This window comes from Aquimarina pacifica, from assembly GCF_000520955.1.
GTDB lineage: Bacteria > Bacteroidota > Bacteroidia > Flavobacteriales > Flavobacteriaceae > Aquimarina > Aquimarina pacifica.
In genome coordinates, this window is record NZ_JACC01000001.1 from 48,327 (window position 1) to 72,347 (window position 24,021).

The 24,021-nt window shown below is 33.6% G+C and carries 15 protein-coding genes and 1 other RNA gene; 12 read left to right on the plus strand and 4 right to left on the minus strand.

Annotated features, from left to right (window positions below):
• Nucleotides 1-218 precede the first annotated feature (218 nt).
• From DZ60_RS0100225 to DZ60_RS0100265, 9 genes are all read left to right on the plus strand, one after another.
• A complete protein-coding gene (locus DZ60_RS0100225; RefSeq protein ID WP_025739439.1) occupies nucleotides 219-2,030 on the plus strand; it encodes an autotransporter outer membrane beta-barrel domain-containing protein in 1,812 nt (603 codons plus the stop codon).
• A 92-nt stretch (nucleotides 2,031-2,122) separates the two neighbouring features.
• The gene (locus DZ60_RS0100230) at nucleotides 2,123-2,656 is read left to right on the plus strand and encodes an OmpH family outer membrane protein (RefSeq protein WP_025739441.1); all 534 of its coding nucleotides are present in this window, start codon (nucleotides 2,123-2,125) and stop codon (nucleotides 2,654-2,656) included.
• A gap of 99 nt (nucleotides 2,657-2,755) precedes the next feature.
• Nucleotides 2,756-3,367 (plus strand): hypothetical protein, encoded by a 612-nt coding sequence (locus DZ60_RS0100235; protein WP_025739443.1) that lies wholly within the window; start codon nucleotides 2,756-2,758, stop codon nucleotides 3,365-3,367.
• A gap of 109 nt (nucleotides 3,368-3,476) precedes the next feature.
• On the plus strand, nucleotides 3,477-8,807 hold the full coding sequence (locus DZ60_RS0100240) for a hypothetical protein (protein WP_025739445.1): 5,331 nt from the start codon (nucleotides 3,477-3,479) through the stop codon (nucleotides 8,805-8,807).
• A gap of 2 nt (nucleotides 8,808-8,809) precedes the next feature.
• Nucleotides 8,810-13,195 carry an RHS repeat domain-containing protein gene (locus DZ60_RS0100245; RefSeq protein ID WP_025739446.1) on the plus strand — a complete coding sequence of 1,462 codons (4,386 nt, stop codon included), beginning with the start codon at nucleotides 8,810-8,812 and terminating at the stop codon, nucleotides 13,193-13,195.
• Nucleotides 13,180-13,770 carry a hypothetical protein gene (locus tag DZ60_RS0100250; protein WP_025739447.1) on the plus strand — a complete coding sequence of 197 codons (591 nt, stop codon included), beginning with the start codon at nucleotides 13,180-13,182 and terminating at the stop codon, nucleotides 13,768-13,770. Before DZ60_RS0100245 ends, DZ60_RS0100250 begins: the two co-directional genes overlap by 16 nt.
• A 373-nt stretch (nucleotides 13,771-14,143) precedes the next feature.
• Nucleotides 14,144-14,869, plus strand: a complete 726-nt coding sequence (locus DZ60_RS0100255) for a hypothetical protein (RefSeq protein WP_025739449.1) — start codon at nucleotides 14,144-14,146, stop codon at nucleotides 14,867-14,869.
• 16 nt (nucleotides 14,870-14,885) lie between these two features.
• Nucleotides 14,886-15,110, plus strand: coding sequence for a putative signal transducing protein (locus tag DZ60_RS0100260; protein WP_025739452.1), 225 nt, complete (start codon nucleotides 14,886-14,888; stop codon nucleotides 15,108-15,110).
• Between the two features lie 16 nt (nucleotides 15,111-15,126).
• Nucleotides 15,127-15,327 carry a hypothetical protein gene (locus DZ60_RS0100265; RefSeq protein ID WP_025739454.1) on the plus strand — a complete coding sequence of 67 codons (201 nt, stop codon included), beginning with the start codon at nucleotides 15,127-15,129 and terminating at the stop codon, nucleotides 15,325-15,327.
• Between the two features lie 321 nt (nucleotides 15,328-15,648).
• Here the strand turns inward: DZ60_RS0100265 and DZ60_RS0100270 are convergent, their stop codons facing one another.
• Nucleotides 15,649-17,277 carry an ABC-F family ATP-binding cassette domain-containing protein gene (locus tag DZ60_RS0100270; RefSeq protein ID WP_025739456.1) on the minus strand — a complete coding sequence of 543 codons (1,629 nt, stop codon included), beginning with the start codon at nucleotides 17,275-17,277 and terminating at the stop codon, nucleotides 15,649-15,651.
• 250 nt (nucleotides 17,278-17,527) lie between these two features.
• On the opposite strand from DZ60_RS0100270, the gene DZ60_RS0100275 reads away from it, so the two are divergent.
• On the plus strand, nucleotides 17,528-18,973 hold the full coding sequence (locus DZ60_RS0100275; protein ID WP_025739458.1) for a TlpA family protein disulfide reductase: 1,446 nt from the start codon (nucleotides 17,528-17,530) through the stop codon (nucleotides 18,971-18,973).
• Between the two features lie 66 nt (nucleotides 18,974-19,039).
• Here DZ60_RS0100275 and fsa read toward each other — a convergent pair whose 3' ends face one another.
• From fsa to ffs, 3 genes are all read right to left on the minus strand, one after another.
• Entirely contained in the window at nucleotides 19,040-19,693 is a 654-nt protein-coding gene (fsa, locus tag DZ60_RS0100280) for a fructose-6-phosphate aldolase (protein ID WP_025739459.1), read from the minus strand.
• A 79-nt stretch (nucleotides 19,694-19,772) separates the two neighbouring features.
• On the minus strand, nucleotides 19,773-20,594 hold the full coding sequence (locus DZ60_RS0100285; RefSeq protein ID WP_025739460.1) for an SDR family oxidoreductase: 822 nt from the start codon (nucleotides 20,592-20,594) through the stop codon (nucleotides 19,773-19,775).
• A 96-nt stretch (nucleotides 20,595-20,690) separates the two neighbouring features.
• An RNA gene (ffs, locus tag DZ60_RS24595) (signal recognition particle sRNA small type) lies at nucleotides 20,691-20,789 on the minus strand.
• Between the two features lie 89 nt (nucleotides 20,790-20,878).
• On the opposite strand from ffs, the gene DZ60_RS0100290 reads away from it, so the two are divergent.
• Both DZ60_RS0100290 and DZ60_RS0100295 read left to right on the plus strand, forming a co-directional pair.
• Nucleotides 20,879-21,931 (plus strand): glutaminyl-peptide cyclotransferase, encoded by a 1,053-nt coding sequence (locus DZ60_RS0100290; RefSeq protein ID WP_025739462.1) that lies wholly within the window; start codon nucleotides 20,879-20,881, stop codon nucleotides 21,929-21,931.
• A gap of 194 nt (nucleotides 21,932-22,125) precedes the next feature.
• Complete coding sequence (locus tag DZ60_RS0100295; RefSeq protein WP_025739464.1) at nucleotides 22,126-23,889, plus strand: DEAD/DEAH box helicase; 1,764 nt, start codon at nucleotides 22,126-22,128, stop codon at nucleotides 23,887-23,889.
• Nucleotides 23,890-24,021: the final 132 nt, after the last annotated feature.

Consider the following 24,021-nt stretch of genomic DNA (forward strand, 5'->3'; position numbering starts at 1 on the left):
TATTGTATTCAAAAAACAACTCATTTTAAGCACAAAAAACAAAAACCTTATACTTTTTTTGAGTATGTATTTTCAACTTTTAAATTCAGAAAATGAACAAAAAACTCATTCCCCTAAAAAAAAGTTGTTATGTTTTTTTAGGACAACATCATTAACATAAATACAATAAAAAAAAGGAATATAATTCAAGAACTTATAACTAAAATCAATCACGTCAAATGAAAAAAACTTATCTACTTGTCGCAATAACACATATCTTATTTATTAATATAATTTCTGCACAAAAAACAACTACAAAAACAACTAATATTGGAGAAGGATCAGGAACTGGCGGAAACAGCAATAGTTTCTTTGGATACGCATCAGGATCTCTTACCACTGGTGATGTAAATAGTTTTTACGGAGCTACGGCAGGCTATTTGAATACAACCGGACATTCTAATACTTTTTTAGGAAGATCTGCTGGTTTTAATAATACGACAGGCTACCAAAATGTATTCATCGGCAACAATGCAGGATATTACAACACAACCGCAAACGGCAATATTTTTATTGGTGATAATGCAGGAAACAGAAATACAACAGGTGTTCAAAACACCTTTACAGGTACTAATGCTGGATTTGCTAATACTACTGGACATTCTAATACTTTTTATGGATCACAAACAGGGTCCGCAAATACTACCGCATTTAGCAATACCTTTATAGGAAACTTTTCTGGTCGAGTAACTACTACCGGATATTTTAATACATTTTTGGGAAGCTCCGCTGGCGCAAACAATACTACAGGTAGAGGCAATACATTCTTAGGAGCTACAGCGGGAATGAAAAACATCTCAGGAATAGGAAACGTATTCCTTGGATATGCTGCTGGGTATAATGAAACTGGTAATGACAAACTCTATATTGACAATTCAAGTACTTCAACACCGTTAATCTTTGGAGATTTTGCTAGTAATAAAGTAGGAATTAACACCAAAACCATCCCTGATTATGCCACTCTTGCTATAGATGGTAGTGCAGATTTTACAGGAGACATCATCACATCCGGAAAAATAGGAATTGGCACCATCACTCCTAGTGCCGAATTAGATATTCAAAACGGTAGTATGGTAATTGGTGGTACCCACAAAGACTTTATTTTTCATACTCAGCATTGGACAGATACATCAAATCGTTTATTTATTGCACCAAAAAATAATAACGAATGGGATTGGAGTAAACAATTAGTATATCACGACAATGGGGATTTTGAGGTGAACGGAAAATTATCTGCACTTCACGGCATATTTGATTCAAGTAGTCGTGGGGATGATGGTTGGATCCCTGTTTCTATAGGACGTGAATACGATACCGACAGAAGAACTTTCGAATTTGTCGTAGCCCCTACCGATACAGGTTCTGGATATACTTCATTTGGCATAACAGATCAATCAAAAATATTACGATATGACTTCGTATCAAAAAACACTCATACTTGGATTGATTTAGACAATCATAACAATCAACATTTCTTTAAGGTTTCTAGTGCCGATGACCTAACATACATTCATATGCCATTACCCAAATCAAGAATTGTAATAGGAGAATATGGTGGATATCTAGCTGATAAAGGATATAATCTTGTAGTAAAAGGTGGTCCTGCAATGATCGAGGATGCAATTTACACTAATGGACACATCGGAATCGGAACCACAGATACCCAAGGATACGAACTCGCCGTAAACGGAAGTATTCATAGTCAAGAAGTTGTGGTTGACTTAGAAGGCTGGCCTGATTATGTTTTCAAAAAAGAATATGACCTACCTACGCTGCAACAGGTAGAAGAGCATATCATTGAAAAAGGCCACTTAATCAATATCCCTTCTGAAACTGAAGTACTAGAAAAAGGTATCAAATTAGGTGAAATCAACTCAAAACTTTTAGAAAAAATTGAAGAACTGACATTATACACCATTGATCAAGAGAAAAAAATCAAAGCTCAAAATGAACGTTTGGCAAGGTTAGAATCTTTATTACTAAAAAAATAAAAAATTGGAAGACGGAAATCAACAAAGAAGTTTCACCTCATAAAATTTCTGATATCAGACTTCTGGTTTCCGATTACAATAAAAAAACAAAAATGAATAAACTAGCATTACCTATAGCACTTATCGCACTTATAGCTGCGATAAGCTCATTTTTCTTTCTCCAATCATCATCAGATCTAGTGTACGTAGATGTCAACAAACTATTAGATGGTTATAAACGTACAAAGATCGTAAAAGCGGCATTCGACGAAAAAGCAAAAACGATGAAGTCCAATGTCGATAGCCTTTTATCTGAGTGGCAAAATGAATTAAAAGTATACGAAAAAGAGCGTGCCGGATTAAGTAAAAAAGAATTGGAATTAAAACAAGAATTATTAGGAAACAAACAACAACAAATCAATAATTATCAGCAGGCCGTACAAAAACAATTACAAGAAGAAGATAAAAAAGTTACTCAAACAGTAATTAATGACATCAATGATTTTGTAAAAGAATATGGTAAGACAAAAGGATACAAAGTCATTTTTGGAGCCACAGGAAGTGGAACCATCATGTATGGTGAGGAATCCGCAGATCTTACAGATCAAGTATTAGAAGAACTAAATGCTGAGTTTGAAGGAAAATAAGTTGGGGATTGAAGTCTTAGGTCTGACTCAAGAGTAAAAGATTCTCTTGTTAAAACTATGAATATCTGACCTAGGACTTCAAACAAAAAAACAATCAAAATGCCAAAGGAAAAAATTGCTATACTAATTATTACAAAACTCTTGTTATTGTTCTCATGCTCTTCCAAAAGTTTTGAAACATCAGAAGAAATGTGGGCATATCTAAAAAATCCCAAAAATGAGTATTTCTATAGCAAAAACATCAACGGAGTTGAGTATACACTATTCTATAAACCAACAGATCTATTGGTAGAGCAAGAACTATCAGGAGAGGCGTCGTCATCAAAAATTGATAGTGTACGAGATAAATATAATCGATACCTCTATTTCAATTTATCCATGTCCAAAAACAACCAAGAACTACTCAGTAATGTTGCGGGCAATAAACAACAGTTTGGAGCGATGGTTAACGAATTGGCATTTGGTATGGAACAAAAAGCACATCTCTACACCCAAAAAAAGGATACGATTACCATGGCAGACTATATCTATCCCAGAATGTACGGCATGAGCGGAGCTACCACTATGTTATTAGTATATCCAAGAGATGAAAAAATAAATGATCAAGAATATTTAACACTTAGTATTGAGGATTTAGGCTTTTATACAGGCGAGGTCAAATTTAAGATACCTACAAAAGTGATGAATAATGAACCTAAGTTGAAATTTTAATCAGAAAATCAGATTGAAAACACTAGGATTTGGCTTAGAAACAAGAACAGAATTAACCTATTCAAGCTTAATGCGAAAACAAAAATAGTTTATAAAAAATAATAAATCTATGCATCTAAAATCAATACTCACGAAATCACTTCTTATCCATACAAAGAAGTTACTTGACATATTATCAAGGTATAAAAAGTCAGGGGCTACCTTTTCGAGTCGAGGAGCTCATCCTCTTTCTCACAGAGCAATTGCATTATTTTTTGTGCTTACCTTTTTACAAACACTCATCCCGTACAATCAAATCTGGGCAAATAATAATGGCCCAAATGCGCCAGAAGCGGCTGCTTTTGAGCCTGTGGATGCTACTGATATGGTAAATCTATTAACCGGTGATTTTTCATATGTATTACCTCTACTTAATGTCCCCTCTCCCGAAGGAGGATATCCATTGTCTTTGTCATATCATGGAGGTATTGCACATAATCAAGAAGCATCATGGGTGGGCTTAGGCTGGAACCTAAATCCAGGGTCTATTAATCGAAATATAAATGGTTTCCCTGATGATTGGGGAAAAACGGGGTATGAAGAATTCTTTTATGATGCTGGGTGGACAGAAGATGAATATAATTTTAGTGTTGGTGTAGATGTATATGGTTTTAATATAGGATTAGGAGCCTCTTGGGGATCTCACCGTTCTACAGGCGGTTTTGTTTCGTTAGGTTATGGATATGAAGGAATAGGAGTAAATACATCTATCGGAACTGATGGAGCTTCTATAGGTGTAGGATACAAAGGATTCAACATTAGTATGGGGACAAATGGAGTTGGTATTGGATACGGCAGTAAATTTAGTAAAGGGAGTGAGATGGGCTACGGACTTAGTCTCAATTATAATTATAACTCAGGGTTATCAGGAGGAATATCAATAACCGGATCAAACACAACATATGGAAAAGAAGGAAGAACAAAATCTGCATCAGTTGGTATTAGTTTTAGTGCAAACGGACCATCATTAAGTGGATCTATTAATGGCAAAGGCAGCGGTATTTCTACAGCAAATTATGGAATATCTAGTAATGACTACAATATAAATGTTGATGCTTTTCAAACGTCAATTCCTATCTATATATTTTATATTGGTTTTGGACATAAAAGAGTTGAATATTCGCTATTTAAGCAAAATAATCTCACCGTATCGGGTTCAGCGTACCCATATCATGCTTTAGAAACAGAATCAACAACTAGTTTTCAAATTAAAGAAAATCACTTTATGGATGTTGATGAATTTCTTCCATATTCTCATCAAAATATGAGCTTAGATTATCTGGTTGATCAAAACTATACTGAGGGTAAAAATAATATGACGTTACCCGCATATGATAAATATACAGTAACATCACAAGGCTTATCTGGGAGTATTGCGCCTCAAACATATGAAGAGCTTAACTTAACTAATCGAGGAAATACTAAGGGTGCAGCAGATGAACAACTGACTGGTTATATAGGAGAAAGCTTTAGTAGTGCTGATGGGGCCTATGACCTGGGATATCTCACTAACTTTTATTTTCAAAATGAAATAAGTTCTTTTTTACGTAATGACAAAGCATCGATTTATCATAATCCAATTCTTGCTCCCCAAGCAGGTGGATGGGAACTTCTTAATGGTTTTGGGACAAATGACTCAGGAAATTTTAATCAAAATATGACGGGTCTGGGTGGTAAAAAACGTACAGGTAATTACATAGAAACATTCACAAACAAACAAATAAGAAATAACCAAAACACAACAGGTTTTATAGAAGCAAAACATATTGATAGAATTCAAGAAACAGATACGTTCTTAGATGAAGGAATAGGAGCATTTAGAATTACGGCTCTCGACGGAAAAACATATCATTATTCATTGCCTGTGTATAATTACGAGCTATTTTATAAAAATTTCAAAAATAAGGATAATGAAGACCAAAATTTCTTTGAAATCCAAAAAACAGAACCTTACGCTACTCATTGGTTATTAACCGCTATCACAGGCCCTGACTATATCGACACCAATTCTAATGGACAAGTTGATAAAGCTGACTATGGATATTGGGTTGAATTTGATTATGGAAAATGGACTGACGGTTATGTCTGGAAAGGTCCTGTGGACGGATATGATGAACACATCAATGCTAAAGATCCAAATGACAAAACATACTCATATTATTGGGGAAGAAAGCAGATTTATTATTTAGATGCTGTTAAAACCAGAACGCATACGGCACTTTTTGTAAAAGACTTGCGTGATGATAACAAATCACAAGAATTCGAAATTTATAACAAAAAGTATACCGGTGGTACGTTCAATGTCGGTGAATATAGTGAGATAATAAAATCCAATGAAGATATGTTTAGAAGGCCCATTATGGGATACCCAAATGATATTGTTTATAAAGATGATGGATCTACTTATACCCTTCCAGATATTGATGGATGGCCTTATTACGCAAATCATATTGAGGTACTTAGAGGTAACAAAACATCAGCAAGATATATAGATGCACCAGAGAATAAAGTTCTTAAGTTAAAAAAAATCATATTAGTAAAAAATCAAGAATCCGATATCAGTAAGGATCAAAATAATATGATAATTACAAAAACTGGACACATTATTCAAAATACCGGTTATACTAATATTAACTCCTGTCATTATGATCTTATAAAAAAAGAAACGCAAGAGTGTGTCGAAAATAATTTATTTCCTTTTCCCAGTGGTGTATATTTAAAAAAACCTACAAATATTAAAAGTTTTAATGTACATCAGGACTATAACATACTGGATGAGAATGATATTATAGGGTTAAATCTAGAAGAAAACGCTAGTCAAATTATTAATTTTAATTATGACTATTCTTTAGCTACACAATCTCCAAATTCTGATGCTCCCAAAGTACCCGGATTTAATTCTGACTGGGATACTTCTAAAGGTAGATTAACTTTAAAATCAGTTAATTTCAAAGGAAAACAAGGAGTTGCTGTTATTCCTCCATATAGATTTGATTATGCCTATTCGTCTACAAAATATGACAAAGCCAATCAAGATGAATGGGGGTACCATAAAGTTGTACCACAAACCTGGAGTCTGAATAAAATAACCACCCCAACAGGTGGAAAAATAATTATTAATCATGAACCTGATTCGTATTATTCTGAAGCTGCTTACGATGCTACTGAGAGTATTGACAATATAGTAATCAATAAAAATGAAGATAGCAATATAATAGAAATTGATTTTTTAGATACTAGTATTGACCTTACTCAGTATTTCAATTTAAATGTAAATACAAACTTATTTTTACACCTTCGTATAAGTGCAATTGGTGGTGGAGATTTTGAGCCAAAAATCATAGTAAAAGCTGTTAATATTGATAACACTAATAAGAAAATACTATTTGAAGTTACAGAATATGAAGATGAGGGATGGAATATTCATATAAATAATCATGCTATCGCTAATTTAGGAAGTAGCGGTGAATACTGTCATTCTTCCTATTGTTTTTCAAAACCTTCTATTAAAAGTACTAAGGCACCAAATGTAGTATATACTAATACCGATCCTAACGGTCGTAAAGGTGGCGGTATTCGTGTAGCCAGTATAGAAGTTAGCGGAAATGATACTTCTGTAAAAACAGTATATGACTACACCAATTTAAATGACACTAATATATCAGGAATAACATCCTATGCTCCCTCAGAAGAACAAAAAGGGATTCCATATGTAAGTGAATTACCTGCTCCATTGGTTACCTATGGTAACGTAACTATGAAAAACTATGATCATAATGACAAATTATTAGGGAGTACAACCTATGAGTTTGATGTCCTTGAACCTTATGAAGAAGATCCTAATTATTTATTCTGTCTCGGAGATTTCTTTAAGGTAGAAGAACAACAGAATGAAACATTTATCAATGATGAAGTTCAAGTAAATAAATACACCATTTACAACAAGCTATCGGATATTGGTCGTGTAAAATCCGTCGCTTCTTTTAATGCTAAGGGTCAATTACTCAATAAAACAATCTCAAACTACAAACAAAACCTCGATGGTGATGGACAAATTGGGGTGTCGCAACAATCTCATAAAACGCTTAAAAAGATTCAGAAAAATGATGTTGCAAGTTATACGATAAGTTCTTCTAGTAAAGTAGACTATCCTAGCTTGATAGAAAGCTCTACAACCATTCAGGGAAGCTTCTCGAATACTACTTACTACGAAAACCATGATATGCTAACGGGACAAGTTTTAGAAACAAGATCTATTAACAGTGAGGGCATAGAGTTTAAAACAAAAACCATTCCTGCCTATCAAATCACATCGTATGGTAGCTCGGTATATGACTATGGGATGGGTGCAAAAGTAGATAATGCCACAGCCAAAAACATGTTGGCACAAACTGCTCTCACACTAACACAACTAAAAGATGATAATGATAACTGGAAAACTATAAATTCAGCAATTACAACCTGGAACAATGATTGGGACTATCGAACCTATGATGGATCCCAGGAAACTCCTGCAATAGGTGATGCAAAAATCTGGCGTAAACATCAAACTTTTATATGGAAAGGAACACTTGATAGTGACGGAGCATATGACGGATACACAGATGATGATGATGATTTTACCTGGTTGAACCCTAACGATCAAACAAATACTGACTGGATCAGCACCAGTACCACTACCCTGTATGACCACTACTCTATGCCCTTAGAATCAGAAGATATTAATGGCAATAAAGCAAGTACCAAAATGGGAGATGATAATTCTAAGGTTTATGCTGTGGGTAATGCTGCGTATGATCAAATGTTCTATTCGGGTGCTGAAGATCTGGATATACAAACCAATTATTTTAGTGGGCAAGTCTATACAGGAACAAATGCGGTACTCTCTGACACCTTCCACACAGGATCTAAAGCTGTTCAGGTAAGTGCAAATACTAAAGCATTTGCTGTCAAACCTGAAGCTGGAAATTACAAGATATCCGTTTGGGCATATAAGGGTACTGGATATAATTATACAAATACCCAAGTAAAGATAGAAAATCAAAGTGCTCTTATTAGCTATAATCCTTTTGAAGTAGTTTCTGCTGGGGATTGGGTACTACTCAATTTCTATCTTGATGATGTTACAACAGCAGAAGAAGTACACATATTTAATACCACTGGCAATGCAATCTATGATGATTTTAGAATGTTACCACCAGAATCTTCTATGACTTCATATGTATATAATCAATGGAATGAGCTCACCTATATCATAGGACCAAATAATCTGGCTATCAAATACGAATATAATGATGCAGGAAAATTAAAAACGACCTATACAGAAGTAATAGACAACACCAATGATTCTGGAGGGTTTAAAAAAACAACTGAGAATTTTTATAACTATCAATATAACTAGAGATGAGAAAGTATTTTAAAATAATATTTGTTTTAGGAACTATTTTATTCATAAGTAATTTCTTGACAGCACAAACATGTATAGAATTAGATACCAATCAAGCATTTAGCTTTGGTAATAATGGTGGGGAAATTGAAATTAAAATGGATAGTTATACCAGTAATGGCCCTAGTTCTGACTGTTACTTGGCAAACACTGATGATGCGTATGTTGAGATCGATTATGTAGGGACACAAGAAGGGTGGATAACGAGTGCATCCATTAGTTATTATGAAAACGACGAACTTGGGGATACCGAATATTACTTAAAGGTTATTTGTGCACCGGTCACTACTCCAAGTAGCAGAAGTGCTCGATTGTTTATATATGATGGCAATGGTAATAGAGTGACCTATAGCGATAATGGAATCCCTGTATATCAAAATAAAGGGGATTTAGAATATTGGTATCCTGATGAAGACGGAGATGGTTTGGGGTACTCAAGTACCTTGCCTATTATGGCGACTAGTCCACCATATACGGGATGGGTAACAGATGGTAATTGGAGTGAAAACGGTAATATACAAGATGATCAAGGAGATTTTTGTCCATACACCTATGGTACATTAGATGGGTGTCCTGTAGAAATCCCACAATACTCCTATAATCAAAACCTTGTAGGAACAAAAAGTTATGATCGACTAGGGAATATAAAATCACATGGTGTAAACTATTTTGATGCCCTCGCCAAACCTAATAAAACTATAAGTTGGGATTTCAAAACCAATACAATTTGGATGTCAGAAACTTTTTATGATTATCAGGGAAGAGCAGCCTTACAAACTCTTTCTGCTCCTACAAATTTAGGGGAGATAGAAGGAGATTATAAACTCTCACGAATATCAATAACGGATTATGAAAAAGATGATATAGAAGATCCTTCAGTAGTAGAAAATGACAGAGAAGGAACATTGGGCTGGTATTATAGTGAAAATAATACCAGAAATGACTATCAAGATGTTACTCCTCGCCCCTACTCCAGAACCATATATAGTGAACTCAACCCAGGCACGGTAAACAAAACTATTGGAGGTAATAAAATAGATGGAGCATGGAAAAATGGATATACCTTCTCCATGCCTGCTGGACAAGAATTGGCTCGTTCTGTAGCTTTTGGAGATCCTGCATATAATCCCGAAAACTATAAAATTATTAAAACCGTTTCTAGAGATGTTCATGGAGTCGAATCTGTTGTTTTTACCGATACCGATGGTAAAGTAATAGCCTCAGCCCGCAGTGGCAATGAAACGGGTAATGTTGTAAATGGGCGAACATCATACGTAAAAATTGGCGAGCAAGCCTATGTAGACATTCATATTCCTGTAGGAAGATCTGGGATTAGTGTTAATAATTCAACAAACATGGGATATAAAGTATACAACCTTATTACAGAGGAACAAGAAACTATGGCTACCGGAGCTTTACCGAATGGTTTCTACAGAATCGCCATGAGTAAACCGGATATATACCCTAAAGACGGTATGACTGTGACCTATCCAGAAAACTACTACGATTATAGCCTAAATGAATATGATGAAGCAGGACGAATTATTAGCAGCAAACAACCACTACAACAACTAGAAAGCACCTTTGAATACAATGCTCTGGGGCAACTCACCCAAACCCATAGTCCTGATGAAGGAGATGCCTGGTTCTTATATAGAAAAGATGGACAGATTCGGTTTTCTATCAATAGCAAACAATGGGAAAATAAAGAATTTTCATATACTAATTACGACCAAAAAGGACGCCCCATAGAAAGTGGAGTATATTCTGATGTCAACCTCGACTATCTTGCTGTCTATAGTAATACTGTAACTAGTGCAACGGAAGCTTTTAAAACTTCCTTAAAAAATCTTGTTGACACACAAGATGGTGATGGGTTAACAGATGTAAATTGTAGCGAAGTACATAAAACCCAATATGACGTATCTAGCTATACTAATCTTTTACCTGATGATTATGAGTTTCCAACTTTTTTATCTGGTAATATAGCCAAAACAGAAAATGAAAATACAACCACCTGGTACAGTTATGATATCTATGGACGTGTAAAGTGGATAGTACAGCGTATTGAAGGGCTTAGCGGTTATAAAACGATTGATTATGAATATCACCCTATAACAAATCAGGTCAACAAAGTCTGGTATCAAAAAGGGGATAATTCTGATACATTTATTCATCGATATACCTATGATCCTGTTGATTATAGTCTTGTTAAAGTAGAAACCTCTACAGACAATAGTACCTATACCGAACATGCATCCTATGAATATTACGAAACAGGGGCTCTAAAACGATTAAATCTAGCAGAAGGATTACAAGGTATTGACTATGTTTATAACCTCAATGGAGCACTAAAGGGAATAAATCATCCGAATCTGGCCGGTAGCGACCCTGGTAATGACAATAAAGATCTCTTTGGAATGACCATTAATTATTACAATGGTGACTATAAAAGAACAAATACACCAACTTATGTACCTTCCCTACCAGAAGGTATTGATCAATACAATGGAAATATTAAATCTATCATTTGGAGTACAAATGGACATAGTGATAAGGATAGATATTATTATAAATATAACAAAAATAACTGGCTAGAAGGAGCAAGTTTTAATGAAGAAATTGAGATAAACTCTAGTTTAGAACCAGAAGAACTCAGAAACCAACCTGTTCTAACTTCAGAAATCGCAGAAGCTACTAAAAAAGTGAAGTTAACTGATGGTTTTAGTATTACCGCCACAAATACCTTAACATTTAAAGCCAAAATATCTAATGGGGCTGGGGTCAACAGTAATGGTGACTATAACGTATATGACATCACCTATGATGCCAATGGGAATATCCAGACCTTAAATCGTAATAAAGATGGAGGCAGTGCTGCTAACAAAATGGATCAACTATCCTATCAATACAAAACCGATAAACCAAATCAATTATTACGTGTTGATGATGCCACAGGAAATGTGGCAGGTGCAGATGATATTGGGGACCAAAATGGTCAAAACTATGAGTACAATACCATCGGACAACTGATCAAAAATAATGAAGAAAATATTAGCTATATTTACAATACCAGTGGATTGGTAGCCGAGATACAAAAAGATGACATACCTCTGGTGAAGTTCTTTTACAATGACAAAAACCATAGAGTACGAAAAGAATCTTATAACCCTGAGAATGGTAATTTGACATATACCGAACATTATGTACGAGATGCTTCGGGTACGGCGATGGCTATTTATCGTGATGGTGCAGTTATAGAAAATACCATTTATGGAACCAATCGATTAGGGGTGCATAAATCTGATGGCACAAGTCTATATCAACTTACCGATCATTTGGGTAATGTAAGAGCTGTAGTGGGTAAAACTACAGATGGTACAGAATTCGAAATCAAAAGTGCTACAGATTACTATCCTGGTGGGATGGTGATGCCTAATAGGAATATGGTTGGAGATTATAGGTATGGCTATCAAGGAGAATTTGCCGAAACTGACCCAGAGACTGGGAAAGTGGCGTTCGAACTTCGCCTCTATGACCCAAGAATAAATAGATGGATGACTACTGACCCTGCTAAACAATATGCTTCGCCTTATATGTCCATGGGTAATAATTGGGCAAATCAAGTTGACCCTGATGGGGCTTTTAGTCCACCTACTGATTATTACGATAAAGATTCTGGAGCATATTTAGGTAATATTGATGATGGAATTGACCAAGTTGCTTTTGTTGATTCGGGAGTATTTGGGACATTATCATCATTATGGACAGGAGGTCATAAATCAGCATACTGGGGACATTTATCAGATTATAGTCAAATCATTAAAATGTCGCATGCTAATTTCAAAGATATTGCAGGTACATTATTTGCAGAAGGAAGCACTCAAATGTCTGTTGCTGAAGCAACAGGTATATACTCTGTAATGGAAAATCGAGCAGCAGCAGATGGAAAAACAGTTTTAGACATAGCTTCTGGTGGTGGTATTTATGGTTGGGGACACAGAGATAAGATAAATAGTATATACGCAAACAAGGCACAGGTAAATAATTCTTATTTAGGTGTAAGGAACGGATATTTTAATGCAGATACTTCAGGAGGAGCTTATTTTTGGCATGGTACTGATTTTGGAAAAAAGAACTGGCAAGCATACAAAAGTTATTATTTGGTAGGGTTTAAATTTACTGATACAGCACATGATTTATGGAATTTAGGAAATCATAAATCGAAGCATAGTTGGCTTTATAAATACGAATCTACTGGAGCTTCTGGAGGAACAACTTTTATGCGATTAACAACTGCTTGGCAAAGCGCAAATGGGAGTACTAGATGGAATGGACAATAACTAAACTAAAATTTATATATGTAGCTATTCTTCTAATAGTTGTATTGAGTTGTAAGAATAATAAAAATGAGTTATCATTAAAAAGTGATATTGAAAGCATAAATGAGAATAATTGTATAGATAGCTTAAAATTACTTATAAATACTACCACTAAATATAAAAATCTGGATATAAGTGAGTATAGTACTAATCATTCAATAAAGCAATGGCTCAATAATAATCCAAATAAAAATGAACCTTTTATAAATGAGGTGTACAATGACAATAAAAAGTTAATTATTGGATTTTTGCTTCCAGATAATGCAACCGGTTTAATGTCAAATTTATACGACGTAATTATAATAGATATTAAAAATAATCAAACGTATATGCTCAAAAGTTTATCTAATGATGAAAAACTATTTTATTTAGACAATTCTAATTATTTGAACTATTATAGAATAATTTATAGTGATAAATTTATACTAAATAAAGATTGGGATAACCCTTCTTTGAAAATTGAAAAAATCAAACTCTCAACAAATTTTATTCCTAAAAAAGAAAAAGAAATCGTAACAATTTGTAATTTATATTAACGAGGCATATGCTTTTTTAGCACTAAAATCACGGATAAGAGAATCTACAGTAATATATATTGCCCCACTTGTTTAGTATGCGCTACGGTTAGTTTCCCAGCTCTCTTAAGAGGGATTAAATAAAAAGTGTATTACTACGCGAATATCTTCTGACTTCGTGCCGTATCAGATTGGTAGATAACAGTAAGAAATATAGTAAAAACAGTCGCATTTGTAAAAAGATGTGGCTGTTTTAGTTTAAAAAAATATACTACAAAATAAAATAAAGTCATAAACTTGAAGTATCTATTAGCATCGCACCTCCTACTCAGCTCTTTAGCTTGCAAAACCAAAGGTAAATCATTAACTTAGTAAGGCTAAAGAAAAAGAAAACATGAAACTCTCACTTCCCAGAACAAACATTCAACAAAAATTAGATAAAGTAAGGTCCAAAGAGTTTGACCCTAGTACATGGAAACATCAAATTCATAAAATCTTTAAACAAGAAGAAAAGCATAGCCAGCAAATAATTCAAAATTTAGAAAATTCTTCTGTAATACTTTGTAATACCTTCGATTTTGATCAATTAGAAACGCATCGTATTTATCATATTGATCAAATAAAAAAAATCTGTATTGACTATCGACTTCGTTTTTTAGACTCAAAATATTTTAAGGGAAAACTACCGTATTCGGCTATTTCCGAGATCAAAGAGCTCGAAAAAAAACATCAAACCGAGTTAAAAGGATTTAAAATCATAGCGCCATCTAAGCTATTCAAATTAGAAAATGCCGATGATCCTCTACTCTTTGCTCCTATGGGAAATGATTATTTTTACCTCATTCATACATGGGGAAATGACCTTCATCCATTTCGAAAAATAATGATGTGGTTTTTTAAAAGTTTTGAAAACTTACTCCTACTTACATTTTTGGTAAGTGTTGTATGCACCTTTATGATCCCTGAAGGATTATTTAGTAAACAAAGTACAACCTCTACACACATTATGGTATTTTTATTTATGTTTAAATCCGTTGCGGCCATTGTTTTATTTTATGGATTCGCTCTGGGCAAAAATTTTAATACTGCTATATGGAATAGTAAATATTTTAATGCATAACTTAAACTACAAAACTATGTTTACAGAAAGTGAATATGAGAGAGCGTATACCGGGAGTATGATTAATGTACAATTTATTCAGACCCTATTAATTGATCAAGGCATTACTTCGATAACCAGAGATGATATGAAATCAGGAATGATGGCAGGTTTCGGAGGTGGAGTTCCTGACCACATTCAACTTTTTGTTAAAAAAGAGGAATATACTAAGGCCCTTACACTAATCGAAAAAAACATGTAAAAATCAAAATCTGAGTATGCCAGAAGAAAATGACTCTCAACGAAAAAGCTGGGACCTTATGATCGGGATCACTTTGGTGGTCTTTGGCGGACTTCGCCTTTACAATCAATTTAAGACAAATATTGACTGGGATTTTAGAGCAATGTTTACGTTATTATTTATAGGGTATGGCGGATATTTGGTATATCGTCATTTTCAGAATTCTAAAAAAGATTGATCCTTTTATTTGGCCTATTCATTAAACCCTCTACAAATTATATTGAGATAATATATAGATAGCAATAGTGTAATAATATCATTGAAAAAGCAATTATAAGTATAACTAGTTTAAAATATTTTACTAGTCCAAACTATAAAAATTAAGCATAGCCACGATTTACTTTTCTGGAAAAAAAATACTAGAAAAAGAAACGGGTTATTAGCCTAAAATCACATTTTATATCAAATAATAATGCTCTAAAAAAAAGCCTAAAGGTGATAATCCCCTTTAGACTTTTTTAAAAATTAAATTATTCTATTTTGCTTGAGAATACTACTTTTATGCATTCACTGCATACATTTTTTCTCGTAATTCTTTAGTTTTAGGATCGCTCATATACTCATCAAAAGTTGCATACCTATCAATTACTCCGTTAGGTGTTAACTCTAAGACTCTATTACCAACCGTTTGGGCAAATTCGTGATCATGGGTAGTAAACAACACGGTACCTTTAAATTTTGCCAAAGAGTTATTAAATGCAGTAATAGACTCAAGATCCAAATGGTTTGTAGGTTCATCGAGCATTAAAACATTTGCTCTGGTCATCATCATTTTAGAGAGCATACAACGTACCTTTTCTCCTCCAGAAAGTACATTAGATTTTTTCAATGCTTCTTCTCCACTAAAAATCATTTTCCCCAAAAAGCCTCTAAGAAATACCTCTTCTCTTTCTTCTTCGGTTGTTGCCCACTGACGCAACCAATCTACTAGAGATAAATCATTCTGAAAATACTCACTATTATCTGCAGGCAAATATGATTGTGTTGTAGTAATCCCCCAATCAAATGTACCTGCTTCTGCTTCTTGTTTATTATTAAGAATCTGATAAAAAGCTGTAGTAGCTCTAGAATCTTTAGAAAAAACGACTACTTTATCACCTTTTGCTAAATTGATATTAACATCTTTAAACAACACCTCTCCCTCTTCACTATTAGCTGCTAATCCTTCTACATTAAGAATTTGATCTCCGGCTTCTCTATCTCTTTCAAAAATAATCGCTGGGTATCTTCTACTAGAAGGTTTAATCTCTTCTATATTAAGCTTGTCGATCATCTTCTTACGAGAAGTAGCTTGCTTAGACTTAGCTACATTGGCACTAAATCTAGCTATAAACTCTTGTAGCTCTTTCTTCTTTTCTTCAGCCTTTTTATTTTGTTGAGCACGCTGTCTTGCTGCTAATTGTGAGGACTCGTACCAAAATGTATAATTACCGCTGTAATGATTAATTTTACTGAAATCAATATCAGATATATGAGTACATACAGCATCTAAAAAGTGACGGTCGTGAGATACGACGATAACTGTACTATCATAATTCCCCAAAAAATTCTCTAACCATGATATGGTTTCATAATCAAGATCATTTGTCGGCTCATCCATGATTAAAACATCTGGATTTCCAAATAAACATTGAGACAACAATACACGTACACGCTGCTTGGTATCAAGATCAGACATCTGGGTAAAATGCAAATCTTCTTTAATCCCAAGGTTAGAAAGCATAGAAGCTGCATCACTATCGGCATTCCAACCATTCATTTCTTCAAATTGCACCTGAAGTTCTCCTATTTTCTCTGCATTTTCGTCTGTATAATCTGCATACAATGCATCAATTTCTGTCTTGATCTTATACAAATCCTTATTTCCCATAATGACAGTTTCCAAGACAGTATATTCGTCATATGCATAATGGTTCTGCTCAAGAACAGACATCCTTTTTCCTGACTCTAAATGCACATGGCCCGAAGTAGGCTCCATGACTCCCGCAAGAATTTTAAGAAAAGTAGATTTACCAGCACCATTGGCGCCAATAATACCGTAACAATTACCTTGAGTAAAAGCGGTGTTCACTTCATCAAAAAGTATTCGTTTACCAAATTGAACCGAAAGATTAGAAACTGATAGCATGTTTATAAAAATTGTATTGTTTGAATTTCCCGCAAAAGTAGAAAAATGGTTCCACAACTTGAAACAATCAATGATTAATTTGTATTCATATAATTTGGAAATGTAAAACTTGAAAAATTAAAGTAGAAAAACCGTAATAAAAAAAAATCAAAAAAATGTAATCCAAATAGAATTAACGTATTATTAACTAGTCTGACAAAAGTTTCCTACTATTTTTGAAACAAAAATTAGCAATAATACAGTCATTATAATGCCATTTATCGTCGCACGGAGTCTTGTTCTTACTTCTCTATTACATTTTCTTTTAGTAGGTTGTTCTGCTCCAGAAAACACAAGTAGAGCATACACTTATTTTGGTGGAGAAATTGTAAACCCTCTCACCGATTATGTAGTGCTGAGAAATACCAGAGGACATAAGGACACCATATTACTAGACAAAAACAACCGGTTTTTGCATAAAATCGAAAATGTTGAGGACGGATTGTATTCATTTAAGCATAATCCAGAGCATCAAATCATGTTAATAGAAAAAGGAGATAGTATCCTTATTCGAGTTAACACATTAGAATTTGATGAATCTCTAGTTTTTACAGGTATTGGTGCACGTAAAAATAATTTTTTGATTGATGTGTTTTTAAAAAACGAAACGGATTTAGACAAACTCAAAAAAAATCGTTTTGCACAGACCCCAGAACTTTTTAAAGAAAATCAAGATTCAATCCTTAAGTTTCATCAAAAATCATTTCAAAAATTAGTAAATAAATATCAACTTACCGATTTGGCAAAAAAAGTAACCGAATCTAGTTTTATATTTGGCTATTATAACAGACATGAGCAATATTTTAAAAGCCAGTATGACCAAGGAAATCAAAGTGTTCTAAAAGAAATCCCTGCATCATTTTATGCATATCGAAATCAAATCAACTTTAACGATAGTCATTTAAAAAGGTTATATTCTTACAATAGATTTTTGCATCACTATTTTACAAATTTGGCATTAACAGACGATAAGGGGAATCTTTCTAAACTTTCTACTAATTTTAAAAAAACACAGCATCAACTCAATCTGATCGACTGCAAAGTAGAGAATCCCAATATTAAGAATAATTTATTACGAAGATCAACTTTAAATTTTTTATTAAATAGTAAAAACAATATTGAGTCAGATTCAATTCTTACACAATTTTTGGCAACTACTTCTAATAAAAAGTCGAGAGCAAAAATGACCACACTCTACCATGCAATTTCTAAATTAAGACCTAATAGTGTAATTCCTGATCAAGAACTTGTCAATTTAGAAGGTGAAACGGTACAGCTATCTTCTCTATTTAACAAACCTATTACTGCTCTTTATTTCTGGTCTATGAATCATAAAAATCATTATGTTCGTGCACATCAAAAAGCAACATATCTCAATACTCTATATCCTGATATTAATTTTATAGCTGTCAATATTGATGATAACGAAACCGAAAACTGGTTGAATACCGTAAAAAGACATCAATATAACTTAAACCAAGAATATGGGTTCAAATACCCAAAATGTTCTTTTGAAGAACTAGTAATTCATTACAGGAACAAGGTAATACTAGTGGATAATGAGGGTAAAATCATCAATGCAAGAGCGGATTTATTTGCATCTATTTTTGAAAAACAACTAATGCAATATACGCAGTTGGCTAGTATTGAAAACTAAAAAAAGTTACTCCACAAAGAAGTAACTTTTTTATATCGTAATAAAATAAAAATGGATGGTTTTTATTTAATTTCCTTTTTTATAATCAGCAAGAAATTTTGCCAAACCTATATCAGTAAGTGGGTGTTTTAACAACCCTTCAATAGACGAAAGAGGTCCAGTCATCACATCTGCGCCTATCTTAGCACAATCAATAACATGCATAGTATGTCTTACAGAGGCTGCCAATATTTGAGTTGCAAACCCATAGTTATTATATATTTGTCTAATTTCTGCAATTAAGTTAAGTCCATCAGTAGATATGTCATCTAATCGTCCAATAAATGGAGAAACATAGGTAGCTCCAGCTTTTGCCGCCAATAAGGCTTGTCCTGCCGAAAACACAAGTGTACAATTTGTTTTAATTCCTTTATCACTAAAATACTTAATAGCTTTTACCCCTTCTTTAATCATAGGCACTTTTACTATTATTTGATCATGAAGTTTTGCCAACTCTTCTCCTTCTTTAATCATTCCTTCAAAATCTGTAGAGATCACTTCTGCACTTACATCGCCAGTTACAATCTCACATATTTTCTTGTAGTGATTAATAATATTTTCTTTGCCTGTAATACCTTCTTTAGCCATTAAAGATGGATTGGTCGTAACCCCATCTAAAACTCCCAAGTCTTGAGCTTCTTTAATTTGGTCAAGGTTTGCGGTATCAATAAAAAACTTCATACTCTTATATTTAGATTTTATATATTCATTTTTATGTATGCGAATATAAAAATAATCGTCCGAGTCCGGGCAACTAAAATTATAATTTATAATGATTCATCAATAACTTTTCGTATACCAGATCTGGCAAAATTCGTTTTAGAACAATTGAAAATTTTTGCATAAAAACTCCAACTTTATAATGCACCTTAGGAGTATCAGTTCGTATTATTTTATATACTACTTTTGCCATTTCTAAAGGATCACTACCTGAATCTACATGCGAATCCATCATTTTTAAAGTATCTCCATATGGTTTTTCGTAGGGTGAGCTCTTTATTACGGGGGCATGATATCGTCCCGCTGCAATATTAGTTGCAAAATCTCCTGGAGCTACATTAGTCATTTTAATATTAAAAGCCTTTAGCTCCATTCTCCAAGCCTCAGTTGTCATTTCTAAAGCAGCTTTAGAAGCACTATAAATTCCGCGATACGGCAACCCCATATATCCTGCAATAGAAGTGACATTAATTACAAGCCCACCTCCTTGTTTCCGCATTAGCGGTAACACAGCTTTAGTCACATTTATAGGACCAAAATAATTCGTTGTAAAGTTTTTTATAATTTCATCTTCAGGAATTTCTTCTATTGGACCTGTAATTCCTGCTCCTGCATTATTAATCAATACATCTAGTTGCCCATGCTTTTGTTCTATAACCGCAACAGCAGATTCAATACTTATTGTATCTGCTACATCTAATTTTAATAATGTAAAATGATTAAAGTCTTTGAGCTTTGACGGATTACGGCTTGTACCATAAACGATGTACCCTTTTTCTGTAAGATATATACCTATGGATTTCCCTATTCCAGAAGATCCTCCTGTTATTAAAACAACCTTGTTTTTATGATTTGCACTCATAGCGCAAATATACAATTCTGATGTACTAATTAAACTTAATAATTACAGTAATTAACGTTATCTTGAAGAAGATGTTTGCTCATTTTAGGGTACAAAAAAAGGCAAGCTACCTACATCACACCGCTACAACCATCTACCTTTGCTGCGTTCCCGCCCTGGAGGATTCAACAGGAGCTAGTTGTGTAGGACTTGCCGGGTGCAAAGATACGATCTTTAGTAAATAAAACAATGATTTTTTAAACCCAAATAAAATAAATATCTTTCATCAAAATTTAAATTCACAAATGAATATTCGTAACTCTCTTATCATCATTATTTTAAGCACATTAATAATTTCTTGTGGAAGTAACCAAGAGAAGAAAAAAAAATATTTTTCTTTGTCAATCGCTGATGGTAAGACAAAACTTACGTTAGGACAAACTCTAAAAGCAACTATTGTAAATAATCAAAATATAAAAATTGATTCTGTCATTTATATTCTTGCTAATAAAAAATCGGTTGCAACACCACCTTTTGAGTATTCTGAAAAATTAGATGACGAAAAACTAGGGAATCATGTTATACAGGCTCAAGTATTTTATGACGGAAACATTGATACTATTAGTAAAAAGATAACGCTGCTCAATAATGTATCACCAAAACTTTATTCTTATACCATCAAGGCAGAATATCCACATGACAAAGAAGCATTTACGCAAGGATTAGAATTCTCTGGAGATACACTTTATGAAAGTACTGGAAAAAAAGGTTTTTCATCCTTAAGAAAAGTTGATTATACGACTGGAGAGGTACTTGTAAAAAAAGAAATAGCAAAGCAATATTTCGCCGAAGGGATTACGATACTTAATGACAAAGTAATGCAATTAACCTGGTTAGCTAAAGAAGGTTTTATTTACAACCTTGCTACTTTAGAAAAAACAGGAAGCTTTGCATATACCCAAAGTAAAGAAGGATGGGGGTTGTGTAATGATGGTAAAAATATATATAAGAGTGACGGAACAGATAAAATCTGGATACTTGACCCCAATACTCTGGCAGAAAAACACTACATACAGATTACTACTAATAAAAGTGTAAAATCAAGGTTTAATGAATTAGAATGGGTTGATGGAAAAATTTATGCCAATACTTGGCAAAAAGATGGTATTGCTATTATTAATCCCAAAAATGGTGCTTTAGAAGCCGTTATTGACTTAAGTGGACTACGCAAAAAAGTTACACAACATGACCAGATCGATGTTTTAAATGGTATTGCCTACAAACCAGATTCTAAACAACTTTTTGTAACTGGCAAAAACTGGGACAAATTGTTTGAAATAGAAGTAATCAAAAAGTAAAACACAATTAAAAAAATATCCTTTACATATATTAGCAAGTGTTATCATAAACAACTTAAGCACATGGGATAACAAACAAAAAGCGATCAGTTTAAATATTGCTCGCTCTTAAAAATTTGCAACATCATAATAAGTAACTCGTTTTTGTAATAGACGAATAATAAACCGTACCTTTGCGGCTTATTTTTAGCTATATGAACAAATTTGAAGCATTAGGTCTGGGCGAAGCCGTTATTAAGGCTGTAGAAGATATGGGATTCGAAACCCCTAGTGAAGTACAAGAAAAGGCAATTCCCATTTTGCTGAATGAAGATACAGATATTGTAGCCTTAGCACAAACGGGGACAGGAAAAACTGCAGCGTTTGGATTTCCGTTGATTGAAAAAGTGGATAGTAGTAGCAGAATTACCCAAGGATTGATTTTATCCCCTACACGAGAACTTTGCTTACAAATAACAAATGAGTTAAAAAATTATTCCAAATTTATTCCTGGATTACATACTGTTGCTATTTATGGTGGAGCAAGTATCAGTGATCAGGCAAAACAGATAAAACGTGGGGCTCAAATTATTGTAGCTACTCCCGGACGAATGCAAGATATGATTAACCGTAAGATGGTTGATATTTCTAACATAGGATACTGCGTACTAGATGAAGCTGATGAGATGCTAAACATGGGGTTTTATGAAGATATTAATGCCATACTATCTCATACTCCCAAAGAAAAGAACACTTGGTTATTCTCAGCTACAATGCCCAAAGAGGTATCAACAATAGCAAAGCGTTTTATGAGTGCCCCTGTAGAAATTACTGTAGGTCATAAAAACACAGGCTCTAAAAATGTATCTCACGAATACTATGTTGTAAATTCTAGAGATAGATATGCGGCATTAAAAAGATTAGCTGATGCCAATCCTGATATTTTTTCGGTCATATTTTGTAGAACCAAAAGAGACACCCAAAAGGTGGCAGAAAATCTTATCGAAGATGGTTATAATGCAGCAGCTCTTCATGGTGACCTAAGTCAAAATCAGCGAGATCTGGTAATGAAAAGTTTCAGAAACAGACAAATACAAATGTTGGTTGCTACAGACGTTGCTGCTCGTGGAATTGATGTAGACAATGTTACTCACGTTATTAACTACCAACTACCTGACGAGATAGAGACATACACCCACAGAAGCGGTCGAACAGGACGTGCAGGAAAAAGTGGTGTATCTATGGTTATTGTTTCTAAAAGTGAACTTAGAAAAATAAAGTCTGTAGAACGAATTATCAAGAAAAGTTTCGAGAAAAAAGAAATTCCTAGTGGCGAAGAAATATGTCAAATACAATTATTTCATTTAGCTAGTGATATTAAAAAATCAGAAATAAATCACGAAATTGATAGTTACCTACCTTCTATTAATGAAGTTTTAGAAGAATTTACCAAAGAAGAATTAATTAAAAAATTCTTTTCTGTAGAGTTTTCTCGTTTTCATAATTATTATAAAAAATCACGAGACCTAAATACTTCTGTCAATGATAGAGACAGAGGAGAATATACATCTAACGGAAACAGTACGCGTTACTTTATAAATGTTGGAGAAAAAGATGGGTTTGATTGGATGACTCTTAAAGATTTCCTTAAAGATGCTCTCTCATTAGGAAGTGATAGCCTAACGCGTGTTGACGTCAAAGAAAGTTTCTCTTTTTTTAATACCAATACCGAAGATAAAGAAAAGGTCCTTGAGGTTTTTGAAGATTTCAAATTACAGGGTAGAAATGTTAATGTTGAAATTTCTAAAGATTCTCGAAGAAGAAGTCCTAAACGTCGTAATGAAGGTGGCGGATATAAAGGAAAAAGAAGAAGCGATGGATTTAAGCCAAAAAACAAGAAGCGTTTTGATTCTTATAACAAAGATGATAGAGGCAATAATGGGAGAAGAGACAGAAGAAAACGTAGTGATCGTAACTAATTAAAATCAAATATTTAATAGTATTACTTTTATTTAATAATCATTGAATTTTGTAAACTTTAACACAGTAATACTGTTTTTGGCTTGATTTTTATGTTACTTAAATCAAAATTGATAGCTATAAAATATTAC

Bases quoted from the DNA above. Each gene is read 5' to 3' on its own strand.
- DZ60_RS0100225 (WP_025739439.1), top strand. From the start codon at position 219: ATGAAAAAAACTTATCTACTTGTCGCAATAACACATATCTTATTTATT.
- DZ60_RS0100230 (WP_025739441.1), top strand. From the start codon at position 2,123: ATGAATAAACTAGCATTACCTATAGCACTTATCGCACTTATAGCTGCG.
- DZ60_RS0100235 (WP_025739443.1), top strand. From the start codon at position 2,756: ATGCCAAAGGAAAAAATTGCTATACTAATTATTACAAAACTCTTGTTA.
- DZ60_RS0100240 (WP_025739445.1), top strand. From the start codon at position 3,477: ATGCATCTAAAATCAATACTCACGAAATCACTTCTTATCCATACAAAG.
- DZ60_RS0100245 (WP_025739446.1), top strand. From the start codon at position 8,810: ATGAGAAAGTATTTTAAAATAATATTTGTTTTAGGAACTATTTTATTC.
- DZ60_RS0100250 (WP_025739447.1), top strand. From the start codon at position 13,180: ATGGAATGGACAATAACTAAACTAAAATTTATATATGTAGCTATTCTT.
- DZ60_RS0100255 (WP_025739449.1), top strand. From the start codon at position 14,144: ATGAAACTCTCACTTCCCAGAACAAACATTCAACAAAAATTAGATAAA.
- DZ60_RS0100260 (WP_025739452.1), top strand. From the start codon at position 14,886: ATGTTTACAGAAAGTGAATATGAGAGAGCGTATACCGGGAGTATGATT.
- DZ60_RS0100265 (WP_025739454.1), top strand. From the start codon at position 15,127: ATGCCAGAAGAAAATGACTCTCAACGAAAAAGCTGGGACCTTATGATC.
- DZ60_RS0100270 (WP_025739456.1), bottom strand. From the start codon at position 17,277: ATGCTATCAGTTTCTAATCTTTCGGTTCAATTTGGTAAACGAATACTT.
- DZ60_RS0100275 (WP_025739458.1), top strand. From the start codon at position 17,528: ATGCCATTTATCGTCGCACGGAGTCTTGTTCTTACTTCTCTATTACAT.
- fsa (WP_025739459.1), bottom strand. From the start codon at position 19,693: ATGAAGTTTTTTATTGATACCGCAAACCTTGACCAAATTAAAGAAGCT.
- DZ60_RS0100285 (WP_025739460.1), bottom strand. From the start codon at position 20,594: ATGAGTGCAAATCATAAAAACAAGGTTGTTTTAATAACAGGAGGATCT.
- DZ60_RS0100290 (WP_025739462.1), top strand. From the start codon at position 20,879: ATGAATATTCGTAACTCTCTTATCATCATTATTTTAAGCACATTAATA.
- DZ60_RS0100295 (WP_025739464.1), top strand. From the start codon at position 22,126: ATGAACAAATTTGAAGCATTAGGTCTGGGCGAAGCCGTTATTAAGGCT.